At 71.5% G+C, this 23,244-nt stretch carries 23 protein-coding genes; 14 read left to right on the top strand and 9 right to left on the bottom strand.

The annotated features are described in order from the left end of the window. Positions 1 to 42 precede the first annotated feature (42 nt). A complete protein-coding gene (locus tag IF37_RS0124655; protein WP_030746491.1) occupies positions 43 to 1,437 on the bottom strand; it encodes a TldD/PmbA family protein in 1,395 nt (464 codons plus the stop codon). Then, the gene (locus IF37_RS0124650) at positions 1,434 to 2,957 is read right to left on the bottom strand and encodes a TldD/PmbA family protein (RefSeq protein ID WP_030746488.1); all 1,524 of its coding nucleotides are present in this window, start codon (positions 2,955 to 2,957) and stop codon (positions 1,434 to 1,436) included. Before IF37_RS0124650 ends, IF37_RS0124655 begins: the two co-directional genes overlap by 4 nt. 378 nt (positions 2,958 to 3,335) lie before the next feature. Between IF37_RS0124650 and fabG the strand changes: the two genes are divergently transcribed. The 3 genes from fabG to IF37_RS0124635 all read left to right on the top strand — a co-directional run bounded on the left by fabG (position 3,336) and on the right by IF37_RS0124635 (position 5,340). Continuing rightward, positions 3,336 to 4,040 (top strand): 3-oxoacyl-[acyl-carrier-protein] reductase, encoded by a 705-nt coding sequence (fabG, locus tag IF37_RS0124645; RefSeq protein ID WP_030746485.1) that lies wholly within the window; start codon positions 3,336 to 3,338, stop codon positions 4,038 to 4,040. Positions 4,041 to 4,045: 5 nt separating this feature from the next. Next, on the top strand, positions 4,046 to 4,813 hold the full coding sequence (fabI, locus tag IF37_RS0124640) for an enoyl-ACP reductase FabI (protein WP_030746482.1): 768 nt from the start codon (positions 4,046 to 4,048) through the stop codon (positions 4,811 to 4,813). 176 nt (positions 4,814 to 4,989) lie between these two features. Then, a complete protein-coding gene (locus IF37_RS0124635; protein WP_030746479.1) occupies positions 4,990 to 5,340 on the top strand; it encodes a hypothetical protein in 351 nt (116 codons plus the stop codon). Here the strand turns inward: IF37_RS0124635 and IF37_RS0124630 are convergent. Beyond that, on the bottom strand, positions 5,318 to 6,010 hold the full coding sequence (locus IF37_RS0124630; RefSeq protein ID WP_030746476.1) for a FadR/GntR family transcriptional regulator: 693 nt from the start codon (positions 6,008 to 6,010) through the stop codon (positions 5,318 to 5,320). The two genes, IF37_RS0124635 and IF37_RS0124630, sit on opposite strands and share 23 nt — an antisense overlap. 70 nt (positions 6,011 to 6,080) lie before the next feature. Between IF37_RS0124630 and IF37_RS0124625 the strand changes: the two genes are divergently transcribed. From IF37_RS0124625 to IF37_RS0124610, 4 genes are all read left to right on the top strand, one after another. After that, positions 6,081 to 7,403 (top strand): CynX/NimT family MFS transporter, encoded by a 1,323-nt coding sequence (locus IF37_RS0124625; RefSeq protein ID WP_173456982.1) that lies wholly within the window; start codon positions 6,081 to 6,083, stop codon positions 7,401 to 7,403. Between the two features lie 55 nt (positions 7,404 to 7,458). Beyond that, positions 7,459 to 7,578, top strand: a complete 120-nt coding sequence (locus tag IF37_RS45925; protein ID WP_106981845.1) for an SGM_5486 family transporter-associated protein — start codon at positions 7,459 to 7,461, stop codon at positions 7,576 to 7,578. Positions 7,579 to 7,777: 199 nt separating this feature from the next. Further along, on the top strand, positions 7,778 to 7,984 hold the full coding sequence (locus IF37_RS0124615) for a hypothetical protein (RefSeq protein ID WP_030746470.1): 207 nt from the start codon (positions 7,778 to 7,780) through the stop codon (positions 7,982 to 7,984). 78 nt (positions 7,985 to 8,062) lie between these two features. Then, positions 8,063 to 8,581, top strand: coding sequence for a histidine phosphatase family protein (locus tag IF37_RS0124610; RefSeq protein ID WP_030746459.1), 519 nt, complete (start codon positions 8,063 to 8,065; stop codon positions 8,579 to 8,581). Between the two features lie 101 nt (positions 8,582 to 8,682). Here the strand turns inward: IF37_RS0124610 and serB are convergent, their stop codons facing one another. Continuing rightward, positions 8,683 to 9,903: a phosphoserine phosphatase SerB gene (gene serB / locus IF37_RS0124605; RefSeq protein WP_030746456.1), complete on the bottom strand. Its 1,221-nt coding sequence runs from the start codon at positions 9,901 to 9,903 to the stop codon at positions 8,683 to 8,685. Positions 9,904 to 10,560: 657 nt separating this feature from the next. Between serB and IF37_RS0124600 the strand changes: the two genes are divergently transcribed. Further along, positions 10,561 to 13,188: an FHA domain-containing protein gene (locus IF37_RS0124600; protein WP_030746453.1), complete on the top strand. Its 2,628-nt coding sequence runs from the start codon at positions 10,561 to 10,563 to the stop codon at positions 13,186 to 13,188. An 88-nt stretch (positions 13,189 to 13,276) separates the two neighbouring features. Here the strand turns inward: IF37_RS0124600 and IF37_RS0124595 are convergent, their stop codons facing one another. Further along, positions 13,277 to 13,993 (bottom strand): transglycosylase SLT domain-containing protein, encoded by a 717-nt coding sequence (locus IF37_RS0124595; RefSeq protein WP_030746450.1) that lies wholly within the window; start codon positions 13,991 to 13,993, stop codon positions 13,277 to 13,279. A gap of 634 nt (positions 13,994 to 14,627) precedes the next feature. Here IF37_RS0124595 and IF37_RS0124585 point away from each other — a divergent pair. Both IF37_RS0124585 and IF37_RS0124580 read left to right on the top strand, forming a co-directional pair. Continuing rightward, positions 14,628 to 15,773 (top strand): GAF domain-containing sensor histidine kinase, encoded by a 1,146-nt coding sequence (locus IF37_RS0124585; RefSeq protein ID WP_030746444.1) that lies wholly within the window; start codon positions 14,628 to 14,630, stop codon positions 15,771 to 15,773. Beyond that, positions 15,766 to 16,407, top strand: a complete 642-nt coding sequence (locus IF37_RS0124580) for a response regulator transcription factor (RefSeq protein WP_030746442.1) — start codon at positions 15,766 to 15,768, stop codon at positions 16,405 to 16,407. Before IF37_RS0124585 ends, IF37_RS0124580 begins: the two co-directional genes overlap by 8 nt. A gap of 218 nt (positions 16,408 to 16,625) precedes the next feature. Here IF37_RS0124580 and IF37_RS0124575 read toward each other — a convergent pair whose 3' ends face one another. Next, complete coding sequence (locus IF37_RS0124575; RefSeq protein ID WP_079165864.1) at positions 16,626 to 17,414, bottom strand: hypothetical protein; 789 nt, start codon at positions 17,412 to 17,414, stop codon at positions 16,626 to 16,628. A gap of 151 nt (positions 17,415 to 17,565) precedes the next feature. On the opposite strand from IF37_RS0124575, the gene IF37_RS0124570 reads away from it, so the two are divergent. The 3 genes from IF37_RS0124570 (at position 17,566) to IF37_RS0124560 (ending at position 19,974) form a co-directional block, all read left to right on the top strand. Then, on the top strand, positions 17,566 to 18,363 hold the full coding sequence (locus IF37_RS0124570) for an ABC transporter ATP-binding protein (protein ID WP_030746435.1): 798 nt from the start codon (positions 17,566 to 17,568) through the stop codon (positions 18,361 to 18,363). A 96-nt stretch (positions 18,364 to 18,459) separates the two neighbouring features. Next, positions 18,460 to 18,891, top strand: coding sequence for an NfeD family protein (locus IF37_RS0124565; RefSeq protein WP_030746431.1), 432 nt, complete (start codon positions 18,460 to 18,462; stop codon positions 18,889 to 18,891). A gap of 123 nt (positions 18,892 to 19,014) precedes the next feature. Further along, positions 19,015 to 19,974 (top strand): SPFH domain-containing protein, encoded by a 960-nt coding sequence (locus IF37_RS0124560; RefSeq protein WP_030746428.1) that lies wholly within the window; start codon positions 19,015 to 19,017, stop codon positions 19,972 to 19,974. Positions 19,975 to 20,094: 120 nt separating this feature from the next. On the opposite strand, the gene IF37_RS0124555 is transcribed toward IF37_RS0124560, so the two are convergent. From IF37_RS0124555 to IF37_RS0124545, 3 genes are all read right to left on the bottom strand, one after another. Beyond that, entirely contained in the window at positions 20,095 to 20,601 is a 507-nt protein-coding gene (locus IF37_RS0124555; protein WP_030746425.1) for an HNH endonuclease, read from the bottom strand. 168 nt (positions 20,602 to 20,769) lie between these two features. Then, positions 20,770 to 21,309 carry a YbhB/YbcL family Raf kinase inhibitor-like protein gene (locus IF37_RS0124550; protein WP_030746421.1) on the bottom strand — a complete coding sequence of 180 codons (540 nt, stop codon included), beginning with the start codon at positions 21,307 to 21,309 and terminating at the stop codon, positions 20,770 to 20,772. A gap of 45 nt (positions 21,310 to 21,354) precedes the next feature. Then, a complete protein-coding gene (locus IF37_RS0124545; protein WP_030746419.1) occupies positions 21,355 to 22,137 on the bottom strand; it encodes a sporulation protein in 783 nt (260 codons plus the stop codon). A 100-nt stretch (positions 22,138 to 22,237) separates the two neighbouring features. Between IF37_RS0124545 and IF37_RS0124540 the strand changes: the two genes are divergently transcribed. Continuing rightward, positions 22,238 to 22,888: a DNA-3-methyladenine glycosylase gene (locus IF37_RS0124540; RefSeq protein ID WP_030746416.1), complete on the top strand. Its 651-nt coding sequence runs from the start codon at positions 22,238 to 22,240 to the stop codon at positions 22,886 to 22,888. The last annotated feature ends 356 nt before the right edge of the window (positions 22,889 to 23,244 follow it).

The raw sequence follows: 23,244 nt of genomic DNA, 5'->3' as shown, positions 1-23,244 counted from the left end.
TTCGGGCGGCCGGGTGACACCCGACCACGAACGCCTACGAGGTTATACGCCCTGGCTGACAGAGCTCATATTGAAATCGGGGATCCGCAGCGTGGGCATCGCGGCCCGGGTGAACCAGTCGCTCCACTCGCGCGGCAGCGTCTTCTCCGTCCGACCGGCCTCCGTGGCCCGGCCCAGCAGGTCCACCGGCGACTCGTTGAACCGGAAATTGTTCACCTGCCCGGTCACCTCCCCGTTCTCCACAAGGTAGACGCCGTCCCGGGTGAGGCCCGTCAGCAGCAGGGTCGCCGGGTCCACCTCCCGGATGTACCACAGACAGGTCAGCAGCAGCCCCCGTCCGGTGTCCGCGACCATCTCCTCCAGGGAGCGGTCCCGCCCGCCGTCCAGGACGAGGTTGCCGAGCGCGGGGGCGACCGGGAGCCCGGTCAGGCCCGCGCCGTGCCGGGTCGTCGTCAGGTGCCTGAGCACGCCCTGCCCGATCCACTCGGTGGCGTGCGTCGGCAGCCCGTTGTCGAACACGGACTCGTCACTGCCGGAGGAGTGCGCGATCACGAAGGGCGGGCACTCCAGTCCCGGCTCGTCCGGGTCGCTGCGCAGCGTCAGCGGCAGCTCGGACAGCCTCTCGCCGAGGCGGGTGCCGCCGCCCGGCTTGGAGAACACCGTGCGCCCCTCGGCCGCGTCCCGCCCGGAGGCGGACCACAGCTGGTAGATCAGCAGGTCCGCGACCGCGGTCGGCGGCAGCAGCGTCTCGTACCGCCCGGCGGGCAGCTCCACGCGCCGCTCCGCCCAGCCGAGCCGTACGGCCAGCTCGGCGTCGAGCGCGCCCGGGTCGACGTCCTTGAAGTCCCGGGTGGACCGGCCGGCCCACGCCGAACGCGTACGGTCCGGTGACTTGGCGTTCAGCTCCATCGTCCCGGTGGGCTGGTCGTGCCTCAGGCGCAGCCCGGTCGAGGTGCCCATGTACGTCGAGACCAGCTCGTGGTTGGCGAAACCGTACAGCTCCCGGCCGCCCGCACGCGCGCGGGCGAAGGCCTCGCCGAGCGCCGGGGCGAAGTCGGCGAACACGGCGGAGGAGGTCTCGGCGGGCGCGTCCGTGAAGTCCGGTGCCTCCGGCACCCCGCTGACCAGCGGCTGCGCGTCCTCCGCCGGTCCGGCGCCGCGCGCGGCGGACTCGGCGGCGCGCACCAGCGGCTCCAGCTCCTCCGCGGTGACCGCGGACCGGGAGACGACACCGGAGGCGGTGCCCTCCGCGCCGTCCACGGTCGCGATCACGGTGAGCGTACGGCCGCGCGTCACCCCGTTGGTGGTGAGCGCGTTGCCCGCCCAGCGCAGGTTGGCGGTGGAGTGCTCGTCCGCGATGACGACACAGCCGTCGGCGCGGGACAGCGCAAGGGCCTGCTCGACGATCTCGTGCGGCTTGTGGGTGCGGGCGCTCATCGACCGGCCTCCTGCGTGGTGTTGAGGATGTTGACGCCCTTGAAGAGGGCGGACGGGCACCCGTGGGACACGGCGGCGACCTGGCCCGGCTGGGCCTTGCCGCAGTTGAAGGCGCCGCCGAGGACATAGGTCTGCGGACCGCCGACGGCGGCCATCGAACCCCAGAAGTCGGTGGTCGTGGCCTGGTAGGCGACGTCCTTGAGCTGTCCGGTGATCCGCCCGTTCTCGATCCTGAAGAAGCGCTGGCCGGTGAACTGGAAGTTGTACCGCTGCATGTCGATCGACCAGGACCGGTCGCCGACCACGTAGATGCCCCGGTCGACGCCCCCGATCAGGTCCTCCGTCGACAGCCCGGCGGGGTCCGGCCGCAGGGACACGTTGGCCATGCGCTGCACCGGCACATGGCCGGGGGAGTCGGCGTACGCGCACCCGTTGGACCGGTCGAAGCCGGTCAGCCGGGCGATGCGCCGGTCCAGCTGGTAGCCGACCAGCGTGCCGTCCTTCACCAGGTCCCAGGACTGCGCCTGGACGCCTTCGTCGTCGTAGCCGATGGTCGCGAGGCCGTGCTCGGCGGTGCGGTCACCGGTGACGTTCATCAGCTCGGAGCCGTAGCGCAGCTTGCCCAGCTGGTCGAAGGTGGCGAAGGAGGTGCCGGCGTAGGCGGCCTCGTAGCCGAGGGCGCGGTCCAGCTCGGTGGCGTGGCCGATGGACTCGTGGATGGTCAGCCACAGGTTGGACGGGTCGACCACCAGGTCGTACAGGCCCGGCTCCACGCTCGGTGCCCGCATCTTCTCGGCGAGCAGTTCCGGGATCCGTTGCAGCTCGGCGTCCCAGTCCCAGCCGGTCCCGGTCAGGTACTCCCAGCCGCGGCCCACCGGCGGCGCGAGGGTGCGCATGGAGTCGAACTCACCGCTCGACTCGTCGACCGAGACGGCCGTCAGCTCCGGGTGCAGCCGTACCCGCTGCTGGGTGGTCACGGTCCCGGCGGTGTCCGCGTAGAACTTGTTCTCGTGGACGGTGAGCAGCGAGGCGTCCACGTGGTTGACGCCGTTCGCCGCCAGCAGCCGCGCGCTCCACTCCGCGAGCAGCGCGGCCTTCTCCTCACCGGGCACCGAGAACGGATCGGTCTCGTACGACGAGACCCACGTCCGGTCGGTGTGCACCGGCTCGTCGGCCAGCTCCACGCGTTCGGCGGACCCGGCGGCCCTGATCACCTGGGCGGACAGCTTGGCCATCGCCACCGCCTGGGAGGCGACCCGGGCGGCGGCGTCCATGGTCAGGTCGACCCCGGAGGCGAAGCCCCACGTACCGCCGTGCACGACCCGGACCGCGTACCCGAGGTCGGTGGTGTCCGACGATCCGGCGGGCTTGGCGTCCCGCAGCCGCACGGAGGCGCTGCGCACCCGCTCGAAGCGGAAGTCCGCGTGCTCGGCCCCCAGCGCCCGCGCCCGTGCGAGCGCGGCGTCGGCGAGGGCCCGTAGGGGGAGTGCCAGAAACGCCTGGTCGATTTCATGGGGCACGGTGGGGTCCCTTCCGACTGCTCGCCTGTGATGACCGTCGCGAGCAGTGAATCACGGCTCACCGAGCGCTCTCCCCGGGAATACCGTGCGGACCGGAGGGGACCGGCTCAGCTGTCGGTGCGGGTCGGAGCGCATGTACAGGAAGTGCTGCGGAAACCCGCGCTTGTGTGGACGCGTCAAGCTCACGGCGGCGACCGCGGCCGGCCTCGCGGGGAACGACACGGCGGCCGACTGTAGAAACCCGACAGCGACACCCCCGCGCCACTGTGGGTGCCCGCTTCTCCTCGCAGGTGGCGGTACCGATAGGTTTTCGATGAAGCCGCCTGTCGTCCAGGAGTCCGGGCGGATGTGTCAGACCGCTATCGAAAGGGTGATCCGTTGAGCCGCTCGGTTCTCGTCACCGGAGGCAACCGGGGCATCGGCCTCGCCATCGCCCGCGCTTTCGCCGACGCCGGCGACAAGGTCGCGATCACGTACCGCTCGGGTGAGCCGCCGGCCGGCTTCCTGGCCGTCAAGTGCGACATCACCGACCCGGAGCAGGTGGAGCAGGCCTACAAGGAGATCGAGGACAAGCACGGCCCGGTCGAGGTCCTGATCGCCAACGCCGGCGTCACCAAGGACCAGCTGCTGATGCGCATGTCCGAGGAGGACTTCACCTCGGTCATCGACACCAACCTCACCGGCACCTTCCGGGTCGTCAAGCGTGCCAACCGCGGCATGCTGCGCGCCAAGAAGGGCCGCGTCGTCCTCATCTCGTCCGTGGTCGGCCTGCTCGGCTCGGCGGGACAGGCGAACTACGCCGCCTCCAAGGCCGCGCTGGTCGGCTTCGCGCGTTCCCTCGCCCGGGAGCTGGGCTCGCGCAACATCACCTTCAACGTCGTCGCGCCCGGCTTCGTCGACACCGACATGACCAAGGTGCTCAGCGACGAGCAGCGCCAGAACATCGTGTCGCAGGTGCCGCTCGGCCGGTACGCGCGGCCGGAGGAGATCGCCGCGACGGTGCGGTTCCTCGCGTCGGACGACGCCTCGTACATCACTGGAGCCGTCATCCCGGTTGACGGCGGACTGGGAATGGGTCACTGATCACCATGAGCGGAATTCTCGAGGGCAAGCGCATCCTGGTCACGGGTGTGCTGATGGAGTCCTCCATCGCCTTCCACGTCGCCAAGCTCGCCCAGGAGCAGGGCGCCGAGATCATCCTGACCGCGTTCCCGCGGCCGACGCTGACCGAGCGCATCGCCAAGAAGCTGCCGAAGCCGACCAAGGTCATCGAGCTGGACGTCACCAACGACGAGCACCTCGGCCGGCTGGCCGACGTCGTCGGCGAGGAGCTGGGCGGCCTGGACGGCATCGTCCACTCCATCGGTTTCGCCCCGCAGGACGCGCTCGGCGGCAACTTCCTGAACACGCCGTTCGAGTCGGTGGCCACGGCCATGCACGTCTCGGCGTTCTCCCTGAAGTCGCTGACCATGGCCTGCCTGCCGCTGATGCAGAACGGCGGCTCGGTCGTCGGCCTCACGTTCGACGCCCAGTACGCCTGGCCGCAGTACGACTGGATGGGCCCGGCCAAGGCCGCCCTGGAGGCCACCAACCGCTACATGGCGCGTGACCTGGGCAAGCAGAACATCCGCTGCAACCTCATCTCCGCGGGCCCGATCGGCTCCATGGCCGCCAAGTCCATCCCGGGCTTCGGCGAGCTGGCCTCCGTGTGGGACAGCCGTTCGCCGCTGGAGTGGGACCTGAAGGACCCGGAGCCGGCCGGCCGCGGCGTCGTCGCCCTGCTGAGCGACTGGTTCCCGAAGACCACGGGCGAGATCATCCACGTCGACGGCGGTCTGCACGCCATCGGCGCCTGATCCTCCGCGGGACCGCACCGACGCCCCGTTCCCTGCCACGCGCGGGGAGCGGGGCGTCGTCCGTTCGGCGGACGTCACCCGTTCGGCCCACCGGCCGGGCCGCCCTCATGACCGCGGCGCACCCTGGATTACGCCCTCCCTCGCACGTCCCGCAGCCCGGCCGAGGAGGTCCCCTTGTGCGCCTGTCCCGCAGCCTGGCCCCGGTGACCGTGGCCCTGGCCCTCGTCCTGTCGCTGCCGTACGACGCGCTGCCCCACGCGCGCGTGCACGGCGGCAAGCCGTCCGCGCCGAGCCGGTTCGGCGCCTCGTGCCGCACGGCCGTCCACGGCTCCCAGGCCGTGGCCTACTGCCACAACCCCTATGTCGACATCGATCGGGTGCGGCTGCACATCGAGTGCGCCCGCTGGTGGGACATCGACACCGACTCGGCCCCGGTGGACGCCGGGCCCGCCATGACCGTACGGCTCACCGGCCGGTGCTGGAAGGAGATACGTTCGGTCTGGATCAGCCACCAGAAAGCGCGGTGAACCGGCCCGGATTGCACAGGAACGGATAGCTCCCGGCCTCCAGGGCCGCCGCCTCCGCGTCCCCCGCGCGGATCGCGTCCACCAGGCGCCTGTGGTCCATGTACGTCTCGGGGGTCAGTCCGGCCCCGACATCCGCCCGCAGCCAGTCCCGCAGCACCTCGCCCAGATCGGCGTACATCGCCGTCATCACGTCGTTGTGGGACGCGGCGACCACGGCCAGGTGGAGGGTGGCGTCGGCCGTCACGAAGGCCTCCGGCTCCCCCGCCTTCCAGGCTTCCTCGCGCCGGGCCAGCAGCGTGTCCAGCTGCTTGAGGTCCCGCTCGGTGCGCCGCTCGGCGGCCAGCTTCGCCGCGGCCGACTCCAGCGTGGAACGCAGCTCGGCGATGTGCCGCGGGTCGGCGTCGGCGAAGCGGCGTTGCATCACGCCGGCCAGCTCGCTCGTGGCCACGACGTACGTGCCCGAACCCTGGCGGATGTCCAGCAGACCGTTGTGCGCGAGCGCCCGGACGGCCTCGCGGACGGTGTTGCGGGCGACACCGAGCTGCTCCACCAGCTCCGGTTCGGTGGGAATCCGCGCGCCGACCGGCCATTCGCCGGAGGCGATCTGGTTGCGCAGTTCGGCGATGACCTGCTCGGACAGCGCCGAACGGCGCGGGTGGCTCAAAGGCATGGCACACCTTCGCACGGGAGACCCGGGGCGGGCCGCCCCGGGGATGGACAGGCAATCATCCTATGATTCTATGATGGGCCTCATGGCTAGTGAGGAAACCCGGACGGCGGACACCCGTACGGCGATGACACCGACCGAACGCGGTACGTCCGCGCGTACCTCCGACACGACCCCCGGAGCGGGCCGCTCGCGCGCGTGGGCGACCCGACTGGTGGTCGTCGGCATCGTGCTGTCCGCGCTGAACCTCCGCCCGGCGATCACGAGCCTCGGCGCGCTCCTGGAGGAGGTCCGCGACGGGCTCGGCATGAGCGGCAGCGTCGCCGGAGTGCTCACCTCCGTGCCCCCGCTGTGCTTCGCCGTCTTCGGGGTCACCGCACCCCGCCTGGCCCGCCGCTTCGGACCGGCCGCCGTGGTGTGCGCCGGCATGGCCGCCATCACCGCCGGACTGATCATCCGGCCGTACGTCGGCAGCACGGCCGGCTTCCTGGCAGCCAGCGCGCTCGCCCTGATGGGCATCGCCGTCAGCAACGTCCTGATGCCGGTCATCGTCAAGCGCTGGTTCCCCGACCGGGTCGGCTCCATGACCGGCCTGTACTCGATGGCCCTCGCCGTCGGCACCTCCCTCGCCGCCGCCGTGACCGTCCCCCTGACCGACGCCATGGGCGGCGACTGGCAGGCCGGCCTCGCCGTGTGGGCGACCATCGCCGCCGCCGCCGTCCTGCCCTGGCTGCCCCTGCTCCGGGACCGCGGCACCACCGCCGCCCGGCCGCAGGAGCCGGCGCCCGGGACGGCGGAGCCGGCCGCCCCGCTGCGCATCGCCCGCAGCCGCACCGCCTGGGCGCTCGCCGTCTTCTTCGGCCTCCAGGCCACCGCCGCCTACATCACCATGGGCTGGATGCCGCAGATCTTCCGGGACGCCGGTGTCCCGGCCGGCACCGCGGGCGTGCTGCTCGCCGTCACCATGGTGATGGGCGTACCGCTCGCCTTCGTCATCCCGCGGGTCGCCACGCGACTGCCCCACCAGGGACCCATCGTCCTGGTGCTGGGCGTGTGCGGACTCGCCGGATACGCCGGCCTGTACCTCGCCCCGGCCGGCGGCGCCTGGGCCTGGGCCCTGCTGCTCGGCGTCTCCAACTGCGCCTTCCCGCTCGCCCTGACCATGGTCGGCATGCGCGCCCGCAGCGGCCCCGGTGTGGCCCAGCTGTCCGCGTTCGCCCAGAGCACCGGCTATCTGATCTCCATACCCGGCCCGCTGCTGATCGGCGTGCTCTACCAGCAGAGCGGCGGCTGGGGGCTGCCGATCGCCCTGATGGCGGCCCTGATGGTGCCGCAGATGGCGGTGGGCTTCCTGGCCGGCCGCGACCGCACGGTGGAGGAGGAGGCGACGCGCTGACCGGGCCGGGCGCCCCGGCGCGGCCGAGCGGGGGGCGGAGTGCGAGACTGGGCGCATGCAGCCTGTGCTCGACCCGAACCCGCAGAACGGCCAGAAGAAGATGCTGATCGTCTTCGGCGCGTTCCTCGCCATCTTCGTGATCATCGCCATCGTGGCGACCATCGCGTCCCCCTGACGGCCGCCGCTCCCGGCCCCGGCGGCCGGTGCTCCTGTCCCCCACCAGGGGTGGGGCTGGCCCCACCCTCCCCTAGGGGGCCAGGGTCAGGGTCAACTGGGTGGAGTTCCGGATGGGTTGGCGGCCCGGGATTCCGTAGTTTCGAGGAGTGCCCGCGGCAAGCGGTCACGGACCCGCTCGGAGACCCACGGAGGCGACCATGCCGACCCGCACCCACCCCCGCCCCCACCCGGCGACCACGGGCGGCGTCGGCACCCGGCTGCCCTGGTGGGCGCTGGCCCTGCCCGCCCTCGCCTTCATCGCGCTGCTCACGCTGATACCGAACCCCTCGGAGGCCCGGGCGGCGAGCGGCGACCCGGCGCTCGCACGGCTGCTGGAACACGCCCAGCAGCTCCTCACCCGCTGACCGCCTCCCTCCCCGTGCGATGAATCCCCATGTCAACTCCCTGCGCCGGGCGGCCTGTCTCATGCGAAGCTGGATCTCATGAGCGTCGCAGAACCCCGCAGGATCGTCCTCTTCCGGCATGCGAAAGCCGACTGGCCCCAGGTTCCCGACCATGAGCGCCCGCTCGCCGAGCGGGGCCGTGCGGACGCGGCGGTCGCCGGACGCAGGCTGGCCGACACCGGCATCACCTTCGGCCTGGCCCTGTGCTCCACGGCGACCCGCACCCGCGAGACCTGGAAGCTCGCCGTCCACGAGCTGGCGCACCGCCCGAAGACCGTCTACGAGGAGCGGATCTACGAGGCATCGCCCGGCGAGCTGATCGCCGTGCTGAACGAGCTGCCCGACGACGTGCGGAACGTGATCCTGATCGGCCACAACCCGGGCGTGCACGGCCTGGCCGACATCCTGGCAGGCTCGGCCGAGGGCGACGCGCGTGACCGGATGAACCGCCGTGGCTTCCCCGCCGCCGGCTTCGCCCTGCTGACCCACGACGGCCCCTGGAAGGGCGTGGAACCCGGCGTGGCCACGCTCGCCGACTACTGGGCGCCCTCCGAGTGACCTGACACAGACGCCGGCCCCGGCCCGGCACGCCGGGAAGCGCGGGGCCCGGCACCCCACCGGATGCCGGGCCCCGCGGCGGCTGACGCGGATCGGCCCGCTCAGCCCTCGTCGTGCGTGTCGGCCGCCTCGACCTCTTCCCGGGTGATGCCGAGGAGGTAGAGGACGGTGTCGAGGAAGGGGAAGTTCACCGCCGTGTGCGCCGCCTCCCGCACCACCGGCTTGGCGTTGAAGGCCACCCCCAGGCCCGCCGCGTTCAGCATGTCCAGGTCGTTGGCGCCGTCGCCGATCGCCACCGTCTGCGCCAGCGGCACCCCGGCCTCCGCGGCGAACCGGCGCAGCAGCCGCGCCTTGCCCGCCCGGTCCACGATCTCGCCGGTGACCCGCCCGGTCAGCTTGCCGTCCACGATCTCCAGCGTGTTGGCCTGCGCGAAGTCCAGCCCCAGCCGCTCCCTCAGATCATCGGTGACCTGGGTGAACCCACCGGAGACGACTCCCACCTGGTAGCCGAGCCGCTTCAGGGTGCGGATCAGGGTGCGCGCGCCCGGCGTCAGCCGGACCTGCTCCCGCACCTTCTCCACCACCGACGCGTCCAGCCCCTTCAGCAGCGCCACGCGCGCGTGCAGCGACTGCTCGAAGTCCAGCTCCCCACGCATCGCCGCCGCCGTCACCTCGGCGACCTGGTCCTCGCAGCCGGCGTGCGCGGCGAACAGCTCGATGACCTCGTCCTGGATCAGGGTCGAGTCCACGTCCATGACCACCAGCCGCTGGGCACGCCGGTGCAGTCCCGCCGAGACCACCGCGACATCGACACCCAGTGCCGCGGCTTCGGAGGCCAGGGCGGTGCGCAGCGGCTCGGTCTCCACGCCGGACACCGCGAACTCGACGGCCGTCACCGGATACTTGGCGAGCCGGAAGATACGGTCGATGTTGCCGCCGGTCTTGGCGATCCGGGCGGCGATCGCGGCCGTCGACTCGGCGGTGAGCGGATGACCCAGCACGGTCACCAGGGAGCGTCCGAGGCCGCGCGGACGGTTGTCGCCGTGTCCGGAGATGATCTCGGCCTGCATCTTCATCGACTCGGCCCAGCTGTGCACGGTGGCCCGCAGATCGCCCTCCAGGCCGGCCGGCGGCTGGGTCACCAGCACACACAGCACCAGGCGGCCCCGGGTGACGACCTGCTCGATGTCGACCACGTCGACCAGGTAGGCGGCGAGGGTGTCGAAGAGGCCCGCCGTGATGCCCGGCCCGTCCTTGCCGAAGATCTTGACGAGGAGGGTGGGGACCTCGGAGGTCTGCGAAGCGGTCTGCGAAGCGCTCATGGTGTCACCACCGTAACCGGCACCCAGTGCCTCCCGCCGCCGAGGTCCGCCTGACGGACACGGAACAATGAGTGGCGGTCCGGTGTCGGCGACCTCGCCACCCGGAACCGGCGCCGGCCCGCCCGCGGGGAGACCGCGCCGGCCCTCTCGAGAGTGCCACGGCGGCCCGGGGACGGCGACGGCGGCTTGGACCGTGACGGCGGTCCGGGCGGCGCCGATGCCCCGGGCGGCTGAGGCGGCTGAGGCGGCTGAGGTGACTGTGGCGGCTCCGGGCGGGCGTGGTGATGTCCGCCTCCAGGGCCGTGGGAGAGGAGAAGCCAAGCGGTCCGGCGACGGTATCGGCTCCCGCACGCCGTGCCCGGCCCGGGCGGGACCGCCCGGCATCGCACCGAAGGGCACGACCACCATGTGGGAAAGTGCCGGGAGTCAGCCAGGAGCGGCCCCAACTCCGGCCGGGGGAAGGGGCCGTGGGGAGACGCGCACACCGGCGGTGAACAGGGCGAGTGAACAGGGCGGGCCGGCACGCGCGGCGGAGCGCTTGGCAAGGCCCGGATTTCGGTCGGGGGACGGAGCCTGGAATAGTTCCCCACGATGTTCGACATCCCTAGACTCCCCGCTTCGGGGGCAATTCGGGGGACAACTCAGGTGGGGCATGGAGTGCCGGAACTCGTACTCGAAACAAACGGACACAGCTGGACGCTCGATCCGTCCAGGGCGTACAGCCTGGGGCGTGATCCGCAGGGGGACATCGTCTTCGACGACGCCAGGGTGTCCTGGCGGCACGCCACGGTCAGCTTCAACGGCCGCGGCTGGGTCATCGAGGACCACGGCAGCACCAACGGCACGTACGTGCAGGGCCGGCGGATCCAGCACCTGGAGATCGGCCCCGGCTCTTCGCTGCACCTCGGCAACGCGACCGACGGACCGCGGCTGAACCTGTCGGCGACCGCGGCGGCGGCCGTGACCCCGGGTGGGGTCCCGGCAGGCGGCCCGGACCAGCAGCAGCCGGCGTCGTACGCGGCCCAGGGCGCCGCCGCGCCCGGCTGGGCCCAGCAGTCCGCCGCACCGCAGGCGCCCGTGCACCAGCAGGCGCCCGTCCACCAGGCGCCGGCGCACCAGCAGGCGCCGCAGGCGGGCTGGCAGCAGGCACAGCAGCCCCAGCAGCCCCAGCAGCCCGCGTTCCCGCAGCAGGGCGGGCCCGCCGAGCAGTACGCGCAGCACACGCCCGGTGGCGGCGCGGGGGCGCCGCCGGTCCACGGCGACCGCAGCCCGACCACGTTCCACCAGTTCGCGCTCGGCCGCGTGATGCGCATCGGCCGTGCCCTGGAGAACGACCTGGTCGTCTCCGACCTCCAGGTCTCCCGGAACCACGCCGAGTTCCACGCCACCCCCGACGGCCGCTTCGAGATCCGCGACCTCGGCTCGCACAACGGCACCTACGTCAACGGCCAGCCGATCGCGAAGGGCGGCTCGGCGCTGCTCGGCCCGAGCGACATCGTCGGCGTCGGCCACTCCACGTTCCGGATCGTCGGCGACCGCCTCGAGGAGTTCGTCGACACCGGTGAGGTCTCCTTCTCGGCCCGCCACCTGACCGTCACGGTCGACGGCGGCAAGCAGATCCTGAAGGACGTCTCCTTCGGCGTGCCCGAGAAGTCGCTGATCGCCGTGATCGGCCCGTCTGGCTCCGGCAAGTCGACCCTGCTCAAGGCGCTCACCGGCTACCGGCCCGCCAACCAGGGCGACGTGCTGTACGACAACCGGAACCTGTACAAGCAGTTCGCCCAGCTCCGCCAGCGCATCGGCCTGGTCCCGCAGGACGACATCCTGCACAAGGAGCTGACCGTCAAGAAGGCCCTGAAGTACGCGGCCAAGCTGCGCTTCCCGGCCGACACCACGGCGCAGGAGCGTTACGCCCGCATCGACGAGGTGTTGCGCGAGCTGAAGCTCGACATCCACAAGGACAAGAAGGTCACCTCGCTCTCCGGCGGCCAGCGCAAGCGCGTGTCGGTGGCCCTGGAACTGCTCACCAAGCCGTCGCTGATCTTCCTGGACGAGCCGACCTCCGGCCTCGACCCGGGCATGGACCGGGACGTCATGCAGTTGCTGCGCGGTCTCGCCGACGACGGCCGCACGGTCCTCGTCGTCACCCACTCGGTGGCCGAGCTGGCACTGTGCGACAAGCTGCTGGTGATGGCGCCGGGCGGCGCGGTCGCCTACTTCGGCCCGCCGGAGGAGGCGCTGAACTTCTTCGGGTACGACAGCTGGGCCGATGTCTTCTCCGCCTTCGAGAACTACCGCGACTACGACTGGGCGGGCCGCTGGAAGGGCTCGCAGCACTACCAGATGTACGCGGCGGAGATCGACGCGACCGCCCCGCAGTCCGCACCCGCGCCGACGCCGCAGGCGCTGAGGCCGCCCAAGCCGCAGAGCTGGGGTTCGCAGCTGGTCACCTTGGTCCGGCGCTATGTCGCGGTCATCGCCTCCGACAAGGGCTTCCTGGCGCTGACGGTGATCCTGCCCGCGGTCCTCGGCGCGGTCAGCCTGCTGATCCAGCACGACCACGGTCTGCTGGTGAACCGGCCCGACCCCAAGACCGGACTGTCCGCACCGAACGGCACGGCCACCACCGTCCTGCTGATCCTCGCCGTCGGCGCGTGCTTCGCGGGTGCCGCCAACTCGGTCCGCGAGCTGATCAAGGAGCGGGTGATCTACGAGCGGGAGCGCGCGACCGGCCTGTCCCGCTCGGCGTACCTGATGTCCAAGGTGGTCGTGCTAGGCACCGTCACGGTGCTCCAGGGCCTGCTGATCGGCCTGATCGGCTTCTCCAGCCGTGACATCCCCGAGAAGGGGCTGGTGCTCGGCGGTTCCACGCTGCTGGAGCTGTGCCTGCCGGTCATGGCGCTCGGCTTCACCGCGATGATGGTCGGCCTGGTCATCTCCTCGCTGGTGAAGACCGCGGAGAAGACCATGCCGCTGCTGGTGATGTTCGCGATCATCCAGGTCGTCTTCACCGGCTGCCTCTTCACCCTGCACGGCACGCCCGGCGTCAACGAATTCTCGTACCTGATGCCGTCGCGCTGGGCGGTCGCCGCGGCCGGCACCACGCTGGACTTCAACCGGATCGCCCCGAACACCGACGACCCGACCAGCACCGACCCGCTGTGGGACCACACGGCCTCGGCCTGGGGCCTGGACATGTTCGTGCTGATCCTGCTCGGTGTGGTCTGCGGCTTCTTCGTCTCCCGCTTCCTGCGCCGCCACGAGCCGGAGGTCATGCGCAAGTAACCGCGCCCGTACGACGCCGAAGGGCGGCACCCCGGTCATGGGTGCCGCCCTTCGGCGTGCGTGACGTCGCTGAGGTCCGCGCCAGGTCTCAGTACGCGCTGTTGACGTTGTCGATGGAGCCGTACCGGTGGGCCGCGTAGTTGGCGGCGGCGGTGATGTTGGCGACCGGGTTGTAGATGTTCCAGGACGTGCCGGGGACGTGGTACGCGTTGAAGGTCGGCGGGATGACCTGGAGCAGGCCCTTGGACGGGATGCCGTTGACGGCGTTGATGTCCCAGTTGTTGATGGCCATCGGGTTGCCGGAGGACTCCCGCATGATGTTCCGGTGCAGGCCGTTGTAGCTGCCCGGGATGCCCTTGGCCCGCATGATGTCCAGCGACTGCCGGATCCAGCCGTCGAGGTTGTTGGCGTACGTCTTGGCGGCCACCGGCTGGATGTCCAGACGCTGCGTGGAGCGGGTGGCGGCCCGTACGACGGCGGGCTTGGCGGCGGCGGCCTCGGCGGCCTTCCTGGCGACGGCCGCGTCGGCGGCCTTCTTCTGGGCCGCGAGGGTGTCGAGCTTGACGTTCGCGGTGGCGAACTGGTCGGTGACCGTCCCCTTGACGTTCTTCAGGGCCGTGCCGGAGGCGGCCTGCGCGGTGGTGGCCGGGGCACCCGTCGCGATGGTGCCGGTGGCGCCGGGGGCGGCCGAGACCGCGACGGCGGCGGCGCCGAGCGCGGCCACACCGGCGACGGCGATCTTGTGCGGCTTGGTCAGCGTACGACTGGCACGACTATGAGCACGGCTGAGGATGTTCTTGGGCATGGCTGATGGACCTCTTCGAGTAGCGCGGAGGTCGCTCCTGCGTCCGCCGGGGGAATCAGCTCCCTCCCGCACGAACGCCGCGGTCCAGGACTGCGGCGCTGAGCGACGGAAGCCATTCTTAGCGGGCGCAAAATGCCCAGGCAAAGGTGTGATGTACGAACCCCGATAGTGGATCAGGGAAGGGCAAAATAGGACAGACGGGACCGTCTGTCCCGTTCATGCGGGAGGGGCCGTCTCCTAAGCCCCTTCGTATGTGATGTGGGCCTTATGCGCGGCGTCACACACAACGCCATGCCGTCTCGCCCTCCGTGGCCGCGACGAAGCGAAGCGTGAGGAACCTCCCCCGGAGGATGCCGGCGGACGAGACGCGCGTCGCCGGACTCGTGCCACGCACGCGGCCGGCCGCCACGCGCACCCGGGCGACGACGCCACTCTTCCCGTCCGTACGCGAGGCGCACGCGAGCCCGCACGCGCGCATAGCACCGCGCCCGCTCGGCCACGACGCCCCCGCGCCCCCGTCCCGGACCCCGGTCCCGCCCGCGGGCCTACACCGCCGGTCCTACGCCCAGCGGACCGGGGCGCCGCCGGCACGGGGCCGATCCGGGCTGTCACACCCCGCCGGTACCGTGAGGACATGAGTCAAGGCCCCCGGTCCGGCCTCGCCGCGGTGAGTTCCGCGCTGCTGGCCATGAGCAGGCACCTGGAGGTGCGCGACGTCCTCAAGACGATCGTCGCCTCCGCCCGTGAACTGCTCGACGCGCAGTACGCCGCCCTGGGCGTCCCCGACGACCACGGCGGCTTCGCCCAGTTCGTCGTGGACGGGGTCAGCGAGGAGCAGTGGCGTGCCATCGGCCCGCTCCCGCGGCAGCACGGCATCCTCGCCGCGATGCTGCACGAGGCGCGGGCCGAGCGCCTCGCCGACGTACGAGAGGACCCCCGCTTCGAGGGCTGGCCGGCCGCCCACCCCGAGCTGGCCGACTTCCTCGGCCTGCCGGTCAAGGACGGCGAGGAGGTGATCGCGGCGCTCTTCCTCGCCAACAAACGCTGCCCCAGGCCGGAGGGCGGCTGCGGCTTCACCGAAGAGGACGAGGAGCTGCTCGGCATCCTCGCCCAGCACGCCGCCATCGCCCTCACCAACGCCCGCCTCTACGAGCGCAGCCGCGAACTGACCATCGCCGAGGAACGCTCCCGCCTCGCCCACGAGCTGCACGACGCGGTCAGCCAGAAGCTGTTCTCCCTGCGGCTGACCGCCCAGGCGGCGGCCAGACTCGTGGACCGCGACCCCGCCCGCGCCAAGGGCGAGCTGCACCAGGTGGCCTCGCTCGCCGCCGAGGCCGCCGACGAACTGCGCGCCGCCGTCGTGGAGCTGCGGCCCGCCGCGCTGGACGAGGACGGCCTGATCGCCACCCTGCGCACCCAGACCCAGGTCCTCGACCGCGCCCACACCGCCCGCGTGACCTTCACCGGCAACGGATTCCGCGCCCTGCCCGCCGCCCAGGAGGAGGCCCTGCTCAGGGTCGCCCAGGAGGCACTGCACAACGCCCTGCGGCACTCCGGCGCGGCCCATGTCCACGTGAGCGTGGGGCGGCGCGGCAACGGCGCCGTCCTGCGCGTCACCGACGACGGCGGCGGCTTCGACCCCACCGCGGTCCGCCGCGCCGGCCGTCACCTCGGTCTGGTCTCGATGCGGGACCGGGCCGACGGGGTCGGCGGCTCGCTGAGCGTGGAATCGGCGCCGGGCAAGGGCACCACGATCGAGATGGAGGTCCCCGGTGGCTGAGCCGATCAAGGTGCTGCTGGTCGACGACCACCAGGTCGTCCGCCGGGGCCTGCGCACCTTCCTGGAGGTGCAGGACGACATAGAGGTCGTCGGCGAGGCCGCCGACGGCGCCGAAGGGGTCGCCCGCGCCGAGGAACTGCGGCCCGACGTCGTCCTCATGGACATCAAGATGCCGGGCACGGACGGGATCGACGCGCTGCGCGGACTGCGCGAGCTCGGCAACCGCGCGCGCGTGCTGATCGTCACGAGCTTCACCGAGCAGCGCACCGTCGTGCCGGCCCTGCGCGCCGGCGCCGCGGGGTACGTCTACAAGGACGTGGACCCCGACGCCCTCGCCGGCGCCATCCGCTCCGTGCACGCCGGGCACATCCTGCTCCAGCCCGAGGTCGCCGACGCCCTGCTCTCCCAGGAGGAGTCGGGCGGCGGACACGGCCGGGGAAGTGCGCTCACCGAGCGGGAGCGCGAGGTGCTCGGCCTGATCGCGGACGGCCGCTCCAACCGGGAGATAGCCCGCGCCCTCGTCCTCTCCGAGAAGACCGTCAAGACGCACGTCTCCAACATCCTGATGAAACTCGACCTCTCCGACCGCACCCAGGCCGCGCTGTGGGCCGTACGCCACGGCATGGCCGGCTGACACACGCGGTCCCGGCCGGACGCCCCGCCCGCGCCGGCACGGAGGGTCACGGCTCGGCCGGGATTCCGGACGGGCGCCCCCGGCGTCCGCTGTGCCGCGCCCCCGCCAGGACAGGAGCGGCCCGAGCCCCGGCACGTCACCGAGGGCGAGCCGTCCGGCGGGGGCGCCGACAGTCAGCCGACTCGGACGCCCGCCGGTGCCGGCGCCCGTGGAGCGGCCTACCGCGCCCCCCGCTCCCGCTCCTCCACGAACGCGTTGTACGCCGCCACCTGCGCCCGCCGCGCCGTCCGCTCCACCGGCCGCAGCGCCGCCCCCCGCGCCGCCATCTCCGAGGCGCTCACCGCGCCCCCGTGCCCGTTGTCGTACGCCAGCGACACCAGCAGCCCCACCCGCTGCGCCATCTCCAGCACCCGCACCGCACGCGGCGGGTACCCCGGCGCCAGCACCTCGCGCCCCCGCGCGGCCCGCGCCCGGTACGCGTCGATCGCCGCCTCCGCCACCGGCCCCGACCCGGCGACGTCCAGCCTCGACAGCACCTCGGTCGCCTCCCGCAGCGCCTCCGCCAGCTCCCGCTCGGCCTCGCCCAGCGACGGCACGTCCGCGGGCGGCGCCTCCCGCACCGGCAGCACGTGCCAGACCACCTCGGCATGGACGTCACCCTCGGGCCCGGCCTCGTACACCTCCGGCACCAGCCCGAGCGCGGCGCCGTGGCAGACCACCGCCTGCTCGGCCTCCAGCGCCCGGGCGTTGAACTCCGGCGGCCCGCTCAGCCCCAGCGGATGGCCCGGCGCGGGCAGCGCCACCCGCAGCCCGGTCACCCCGAGCGTGCGCAGCCGCCCCAGGGCGAGCGTCAACCCGACCTGCGCGGACTCCCCGGGCAGCCCCTCCACCCGGTGCACCGCGTCCTCGCCCACGATGGCGAGCACGGCGTCATCCGGAGAGACAAGTCCGGCCAAAAGGGCGTTTCCCCAAGCGGCAAGGCGTCCTGAACGCGGTTCCGAGAGCATGCCCCCACCCTAAGGACCGGACCGATGGAATGGAGCGGGGCACTCGTGGCGTAGATTTCATATGGGCTGCGCCCGCGGGCGCAGCGGACCCGAGCCACAGGCGTACGCGACAGCCGAGACCGGCCACACTGCAAGGGGAGACAACGCGCTCATGAGCGATGTTCTGGAGCTTCAGGACGTATCCGTGGTCCGTGAGGGCCGGGCTCTGGTGGACCAGGTCTCCTGGTCGGTGAAGGAGGGCGAGCGCTGGGTCATCCTCGGTCCCAACGGCGCCGGCAAGACCACCCTCCTCAACGTCGCCTCCAGCTACCTCTACCCCAGCAAGGGCACCGCCACCATCCTCGGCGAGACCCTCGGCAAGCCCGGCACCGACGTCTTCGAGCTGCGCCCCCGCATCGGCATGGCCGGCATCGCCATGGCGGAGAAGCTCCCCAAGCGCCAGACCGTCCTCCAGACCGTCCTCACCGCCGCCTACGGCATGACCGCCGGCTGGCAGGAGGAGTACGAGGACGTCGACGAGCAGCGCGCCCGCGCCTTCCTCGACCGCCTCGGCATGACCGACTACCTGGACCGCAGGTTCGGCACCCTCTCCGAGGGCGAGCGCAAGCGCACCCTGATCGCCCGCGCCCTGATGACCGACCCCGAGCTGCTCCTGCTGGACGAGCCCGCGGCCGGTCTCGACCTCGGCGGACGCGAGGACCTGGTCCGCCGCCTCGGCCGGCTCGCCCGCGACCCCATCGCCCCCTCGATGATCATGGTCACGCACCACGTCGAGGAGATCGCCCCCGGCTTCACCCACGTCCTCATGATCCGCCAGGGCAAGGTGCTCGCCGCCGGACCCATCGAGCTGGAGCTGACCTCCCGCAACCTCTCCCTCTGCTTCGGCCTCCCGCTCGTCGTCGAGCAGTTCGGCGACCGCTGGACCGCGCAGGGCCTGCCCCTGTCCTGACCCCGTCGCCCTCCTCGCCGCTCTCCCGGCGGCCCTCGGCGCCGCACTCCCCTTCGCGCCCTGTCCGCCGCCCGACCACGGCCCTACCATGACCATGTGAACGACATCGACGCATGGGTGTGGTGGCTCGTCGGCGCGGCGGCGCTCGGAATCCCGCTCGTGGTCACCGCGATGCCGGAGTTCGGCATGCTCGCGGTGGGCGCCGTCGCGGCGGCCGCCGTGTCCGCCCTCGGCTTCGACGCGGTCATCCAGGTCCTCGCGTTCGTCGTCGTCTCCGTCGCCCTCATCGCCGTCGTCCGGCCCATCGCGGCCCGGCACGGCAGACAGCGCCCCCAACTCGCCACCGGCGTCGACGCGCTGAAGGGCAGACAGGCCGTCGTACTGGAACGGGTCGACGCCTCCGGCGGCCGTATCAAGCTCGCCGGAGAGGTCTGGTCGGCCCGCGCCCTCGACACCGGCCGCGCCTACGAGGTGGGCCAGGAGGTGGACGTCGTGGACATCGAAGGAGCCACCGCGATCATCCTGTGAAGACAACTCACCGAGAACGACACACGAGTTGGGCGGCAGTCTGTCAGACTCGACCAGCAAGATCCTCAACAGTCACGTGATCTGCCGTAGAGCCGAGGCGGAGAAGGGTACGGGGAACCGACGATGGAACCGGTCATCATCGTCTTGATCATCCTGGTGGTGTTGGTCTTCATCGCCCTGATCAAGACCATCCAAGTCATCCCACAGGCCAGCGCCGCCATCGTCGAGCGCTTCGGCCGTTACACACGGACACTGAACGCGGGCCTGAACATCGTGGTCCCGTTCATAGACACCATCCGCAACCGCATCGACCTGCGCGAACAGGTCGTTCCGTTCCCGCCGCAGCCGGTGATCACCCAGGACAACCTGGTCGTGAACATCGACACGGTCATCTACTACCAGGTCACCGACGCCCGGGCCGCCACCTACGAGGTCGCCAGCTACATCCAGGCGATCGAGCAGCTGACGGTCACCACCCTCCGGAACATCATCGGCGGCATGGACCTCGAGCGGACCCTGACCTCCCGCGAGGAGATCAACGCGGCCCTGCGCGGTGTCCTGGACGAGGCCACCGGCAAGTGGGGCATCCGCGTCAACCGCGTCGAGCTGAAGGCCATCGAGCCGCCCACCTCCATCCAGGACTCGATGGAGAAGCAGATGCGGGCCGACCGCGACAAGCGCGCCGCGATCCTCCAGGCCGAGGGTGTCCGGCAGTCCGAGATCCTGCGCGCCGAGGGCGAGAAGCAGTCCCAGATCCTGCGCGCCGAAGGTGAGTCCAAGGCGGCCGCGCTGCGCGCCGAGGGCGAGGCCCAGGCCGTCCGCACGGTCTTCGAGGCCATCCACGCCGGCGACCCGGACCAGAAGCTGCTCTCCTACCAGTACCTGCAAATGCTCCCGAAGATCGCCGAGGGCGACGCCAACAAGCTCTGGATCGTGCCCAGCGAAATCGGTGACGCCCTCAAGGGACTCTCCGGAGCGGTGGGCAACTTCGGTCCCCTGAGCGGCGGTTCGGGCGGCAACGGCTCGTCCGGCAACGGGGGCGGTACGGGCGCGGAGCGCCGCGAGAAGCCGAACATCGACTAGCGGTCCCGCACGACACCGGTTGCCCGCGTCCCTCCCGGGGGCGCGGGCAACCGCGCGAGCGCCCCGTGACGGCCCGCGGCCACGACCGCACCCGGCGAGAGATCCGCCGGATGGAACTTCCTAGGCCGCGTCCCTGGCGAGCCAGTCGGGAAGCGCGGCCAAGTCCTCCTGCCCCAGCGCGAGCAGCATCGCATCGGCCGGCGTCGGCTCGAACGGCGCCCGCAGCAGAGCCATACCGGCCTCCTCCGGAGTCCGGTTCGCCTTGCGGTGATTGTCCTCCGCGCACGCGGCCACCGTGTTCAGCCATGTGTCCTGCCCGCCCTGCGCCCGTGGCAGCACATGGTCGACGGTCGTCGCCCGGCGCCCGCAGTACGCGCACCGGTGCCGGTCCCGGACCAGCACCCCCCGCCGCGACCACGGGGCTCGTCTTCGGAACGGCACCCGTACGTACCGGCACAGCCGGATCACCCGGGGCGCGGGTATGTCCACATCGGCACCGCGCATGCGCAGTTCGGGATGGGCCTGCTCGACCACGGCCTTGTCCTGGAGCACCAGGACCACGGCTCGGTTCAGGGTCACCGTCGACAGCGGCTCGAAGCTCGCGTTCAGGACCAACGTGTCACGCATCCAGCCCACCTCCCGTGTGCGCCTGCCCACCCCCCGGCGGGCTCGGGTCAACTCTGGACGGGCGCGCCGAGATGGACAACGCAATAAAAAATGCCCGCCTCCGATCACTTCCAAGTGCGGAGGCGGGCAAACGTTCAATGAACGCTCGGCTGGAACGCGTCGGTGCGGTCAGCCCTGCGCGGGGTTCTCGTACTCACCGATCAGCTGGGCGCGCGCGATGGTGTGGAACCGCAGGTTGAAGCCGACCACGGCCGGGGAGACGTCCGAGTCCGGACCCAGCTTCTCCTGGTCCACCGCGTACACCGTGAACACGTACCGGTGCGGGCCGTCCCCGGGCGGCGGAGCGGCACCGCCGAAGTCCTTCGACCCGTAGTCGTTGCGCACGTGCACGGCGCCCGCGGGCAGCCCCTCGAACGCGCCGCCGCCCGCACCCGCCGGCAGCTCGGTCACCGAGGCCGGGATGTCGAACAGGACCCAGTGCCAGAACCCGCTGCCGGTCGGCGCGTCGGGGTCGTAGCAGGTCACGGCGAAGCTCTTGGTCTCCGGCGGGAAGCCCTCCCAGCGCAACTGCGGAGAGGTGTCGCCCTCCGCCTGCACCTGGGCGCTCTTGAGCGTCCCGCCGTCCTCGATGTCCTCGCTCGTCACCGTGAACGACGGCACGGGCGGATGGAAATCGTGGGGAAGCGGCCGCCGCTTGGGCTCGGTCACCTCGGTACCTCCTGATCGAAGATCTGGAACCAACGCTTCCCGAGCCTAGAACCAGTTGCGCTTGCTGCCGACCTCGGACAGCCACTGGTTGAGGTAAGCCGCCCAGTCGGTCCCCTGCCAGTCGTCCAGACCCACCTGGAAGGACCGGTAGGTGTCGCTGCCCTCGCTGAACAGACCCGGCTTCTTGTCCATCTCCAGCACCACGTCCATCGCGTGCTCGTCCGCCACGAAGCTCAGCTCCACCTGGTTCAGGCCCCGGTACTGCGACGGCGGGAAGAACTCGATCTCCTGGTAGAACGGCAGCTTCTGCCGCGTCCCCCGGATGTGGCCGCGCTCCATGTCCGCGCTCTTGAAACGGAAGCCGAGCTGGATGAACGCGTCCAGGATCGCCTTCTGCGCCGGCAGCGGGTGCACGTTGATCGGGTCCAGGTCGCCGGAGTCCACGGCCCGCGCGATCGCCAGCTCGGTCGTCACACCGATGTGCATCCCGCGCAGCGCCTGGCCGTCGATCATCGTGACCGGCGTCTCCCAGGGGATCTCCAGCCCGAACGGCACCGCGTGCACGGCACCCGCCTGGAGCTCGAAGGCGCCGCCGAGCCGCACCTTCGTGAACTCGATGTCCTGCTTGTACTCCTGGTCGCCGCTCTCCACCTCGACCTTGGCCTGGAGCCCCACGGACAGCCCCTCGACGGCCTGGTTCACGGAACCGCCCTGGATCCGCACCTCACCCTGCACGACCCCGCCCGGTACGACGTTGACCTCGGTCAGCACCGTCTCGACCGACGCCCCGCCGGCCCCCAGGCTCGCGAGCAGCTTCTTGAACGCCATGGCACTCCCTCTACGAATGAACCCTCGACCCGTACATACGCGATCCGCCCGCGACCGGTTCCGCCGGCGCGCGGCCCCCTCTGGACTACCCTCGGAGGGCATGATCGCGCCCCCGGACCGTACGCCACTGCCCCGCTCCTTCTTCGACCGCCCGGTGCTGGAGGTCGCACCCGACCTCCTCGGGCGCATCCTGGTCCGGACGACCCCCGCCGGCCCGATCGCCCTCCGGCTCACGGAGGTCGAGGCATACGACGGCCCGAACGACCCCGGTTCGCACGCCTACCGCGGTCGCACGGCCCGCAACGCGGTCATGTTCGGACCGCCCGGACACGTGTACGTCTACTTCACCTACGGCATGTGGCACTGCATGAACCTCGTCTGCGGGCCCGAGGGCCGGGCGTGCGCCGTGCTGTTGCGTGCCGGCGAGGTGGTGGAGGGCGTCGAGCCGGCCCGCAAGCGACGACTTTCGGCCCGGAACGACAGGGAACTGGCCAAGGGCCCGGCCCGGCTGGCCACGGCGCTGGGGGTCGACCGGGCACTCGACGGCACGGACGCGTGCGCCACCGGCGAGACGCCCCTGAGGATGCTGACCGGCACGCCCGTCCCCTCCCACCAGGTACGCAGCGGTCCCCGCACCGGGGTCGCCGGCGAGGGCGGGAACGGCGACCTCCACCCGTGGCGGTACTGGGTGGCGGACGACCCGACCGTCAGTCCCTACCGGGCTCATGTGCCGAGGCGCCGTCGGAGTTGACGCGGCTCGTGGAGGTGCGTAATGTATCGGGAGCCGCTGAACCGGGTACGGCGATCGCCAGCAGCCGGAGCGGCCAAACCACCACTCAGCTCCAACCCCTCAGCGGGGTCGTTTCCAGCGCGCCCGCGCGCCCGGAATTCGAACTCGCCGGGCTCGATTATGAGTCGTCGAGGGAATCGGCTAACGTAGTGGATGTCGAAAGGCCGGAGGCGAAAGCCGAAAAGCCCGCAGACAAAACCCGCCGACCGGGAATCGGAGCCGAAAGGATCTGATAGAGTCGGAACCGCCGGAAAGGGAAACGCGAAAGCGAAGACCTGGAAAGCACCGAGGAAATCGGATCGAGAAAAGATCTGATA

The sequence above is a fragment of the Streptomyces sp. NRRL S-31 genome (assembly GCF_000718775.1).
GTDB lineage: Bacteria > Actinomycetota > Actinomycetes > Streptomycetales > Streptomycetaceae > Streptomyces.
The sequence above is the reverse complement of the archived record's forward strand: the minus strand, read 5'-3'. Positions and strand labels throughout refer to the sequence as shown.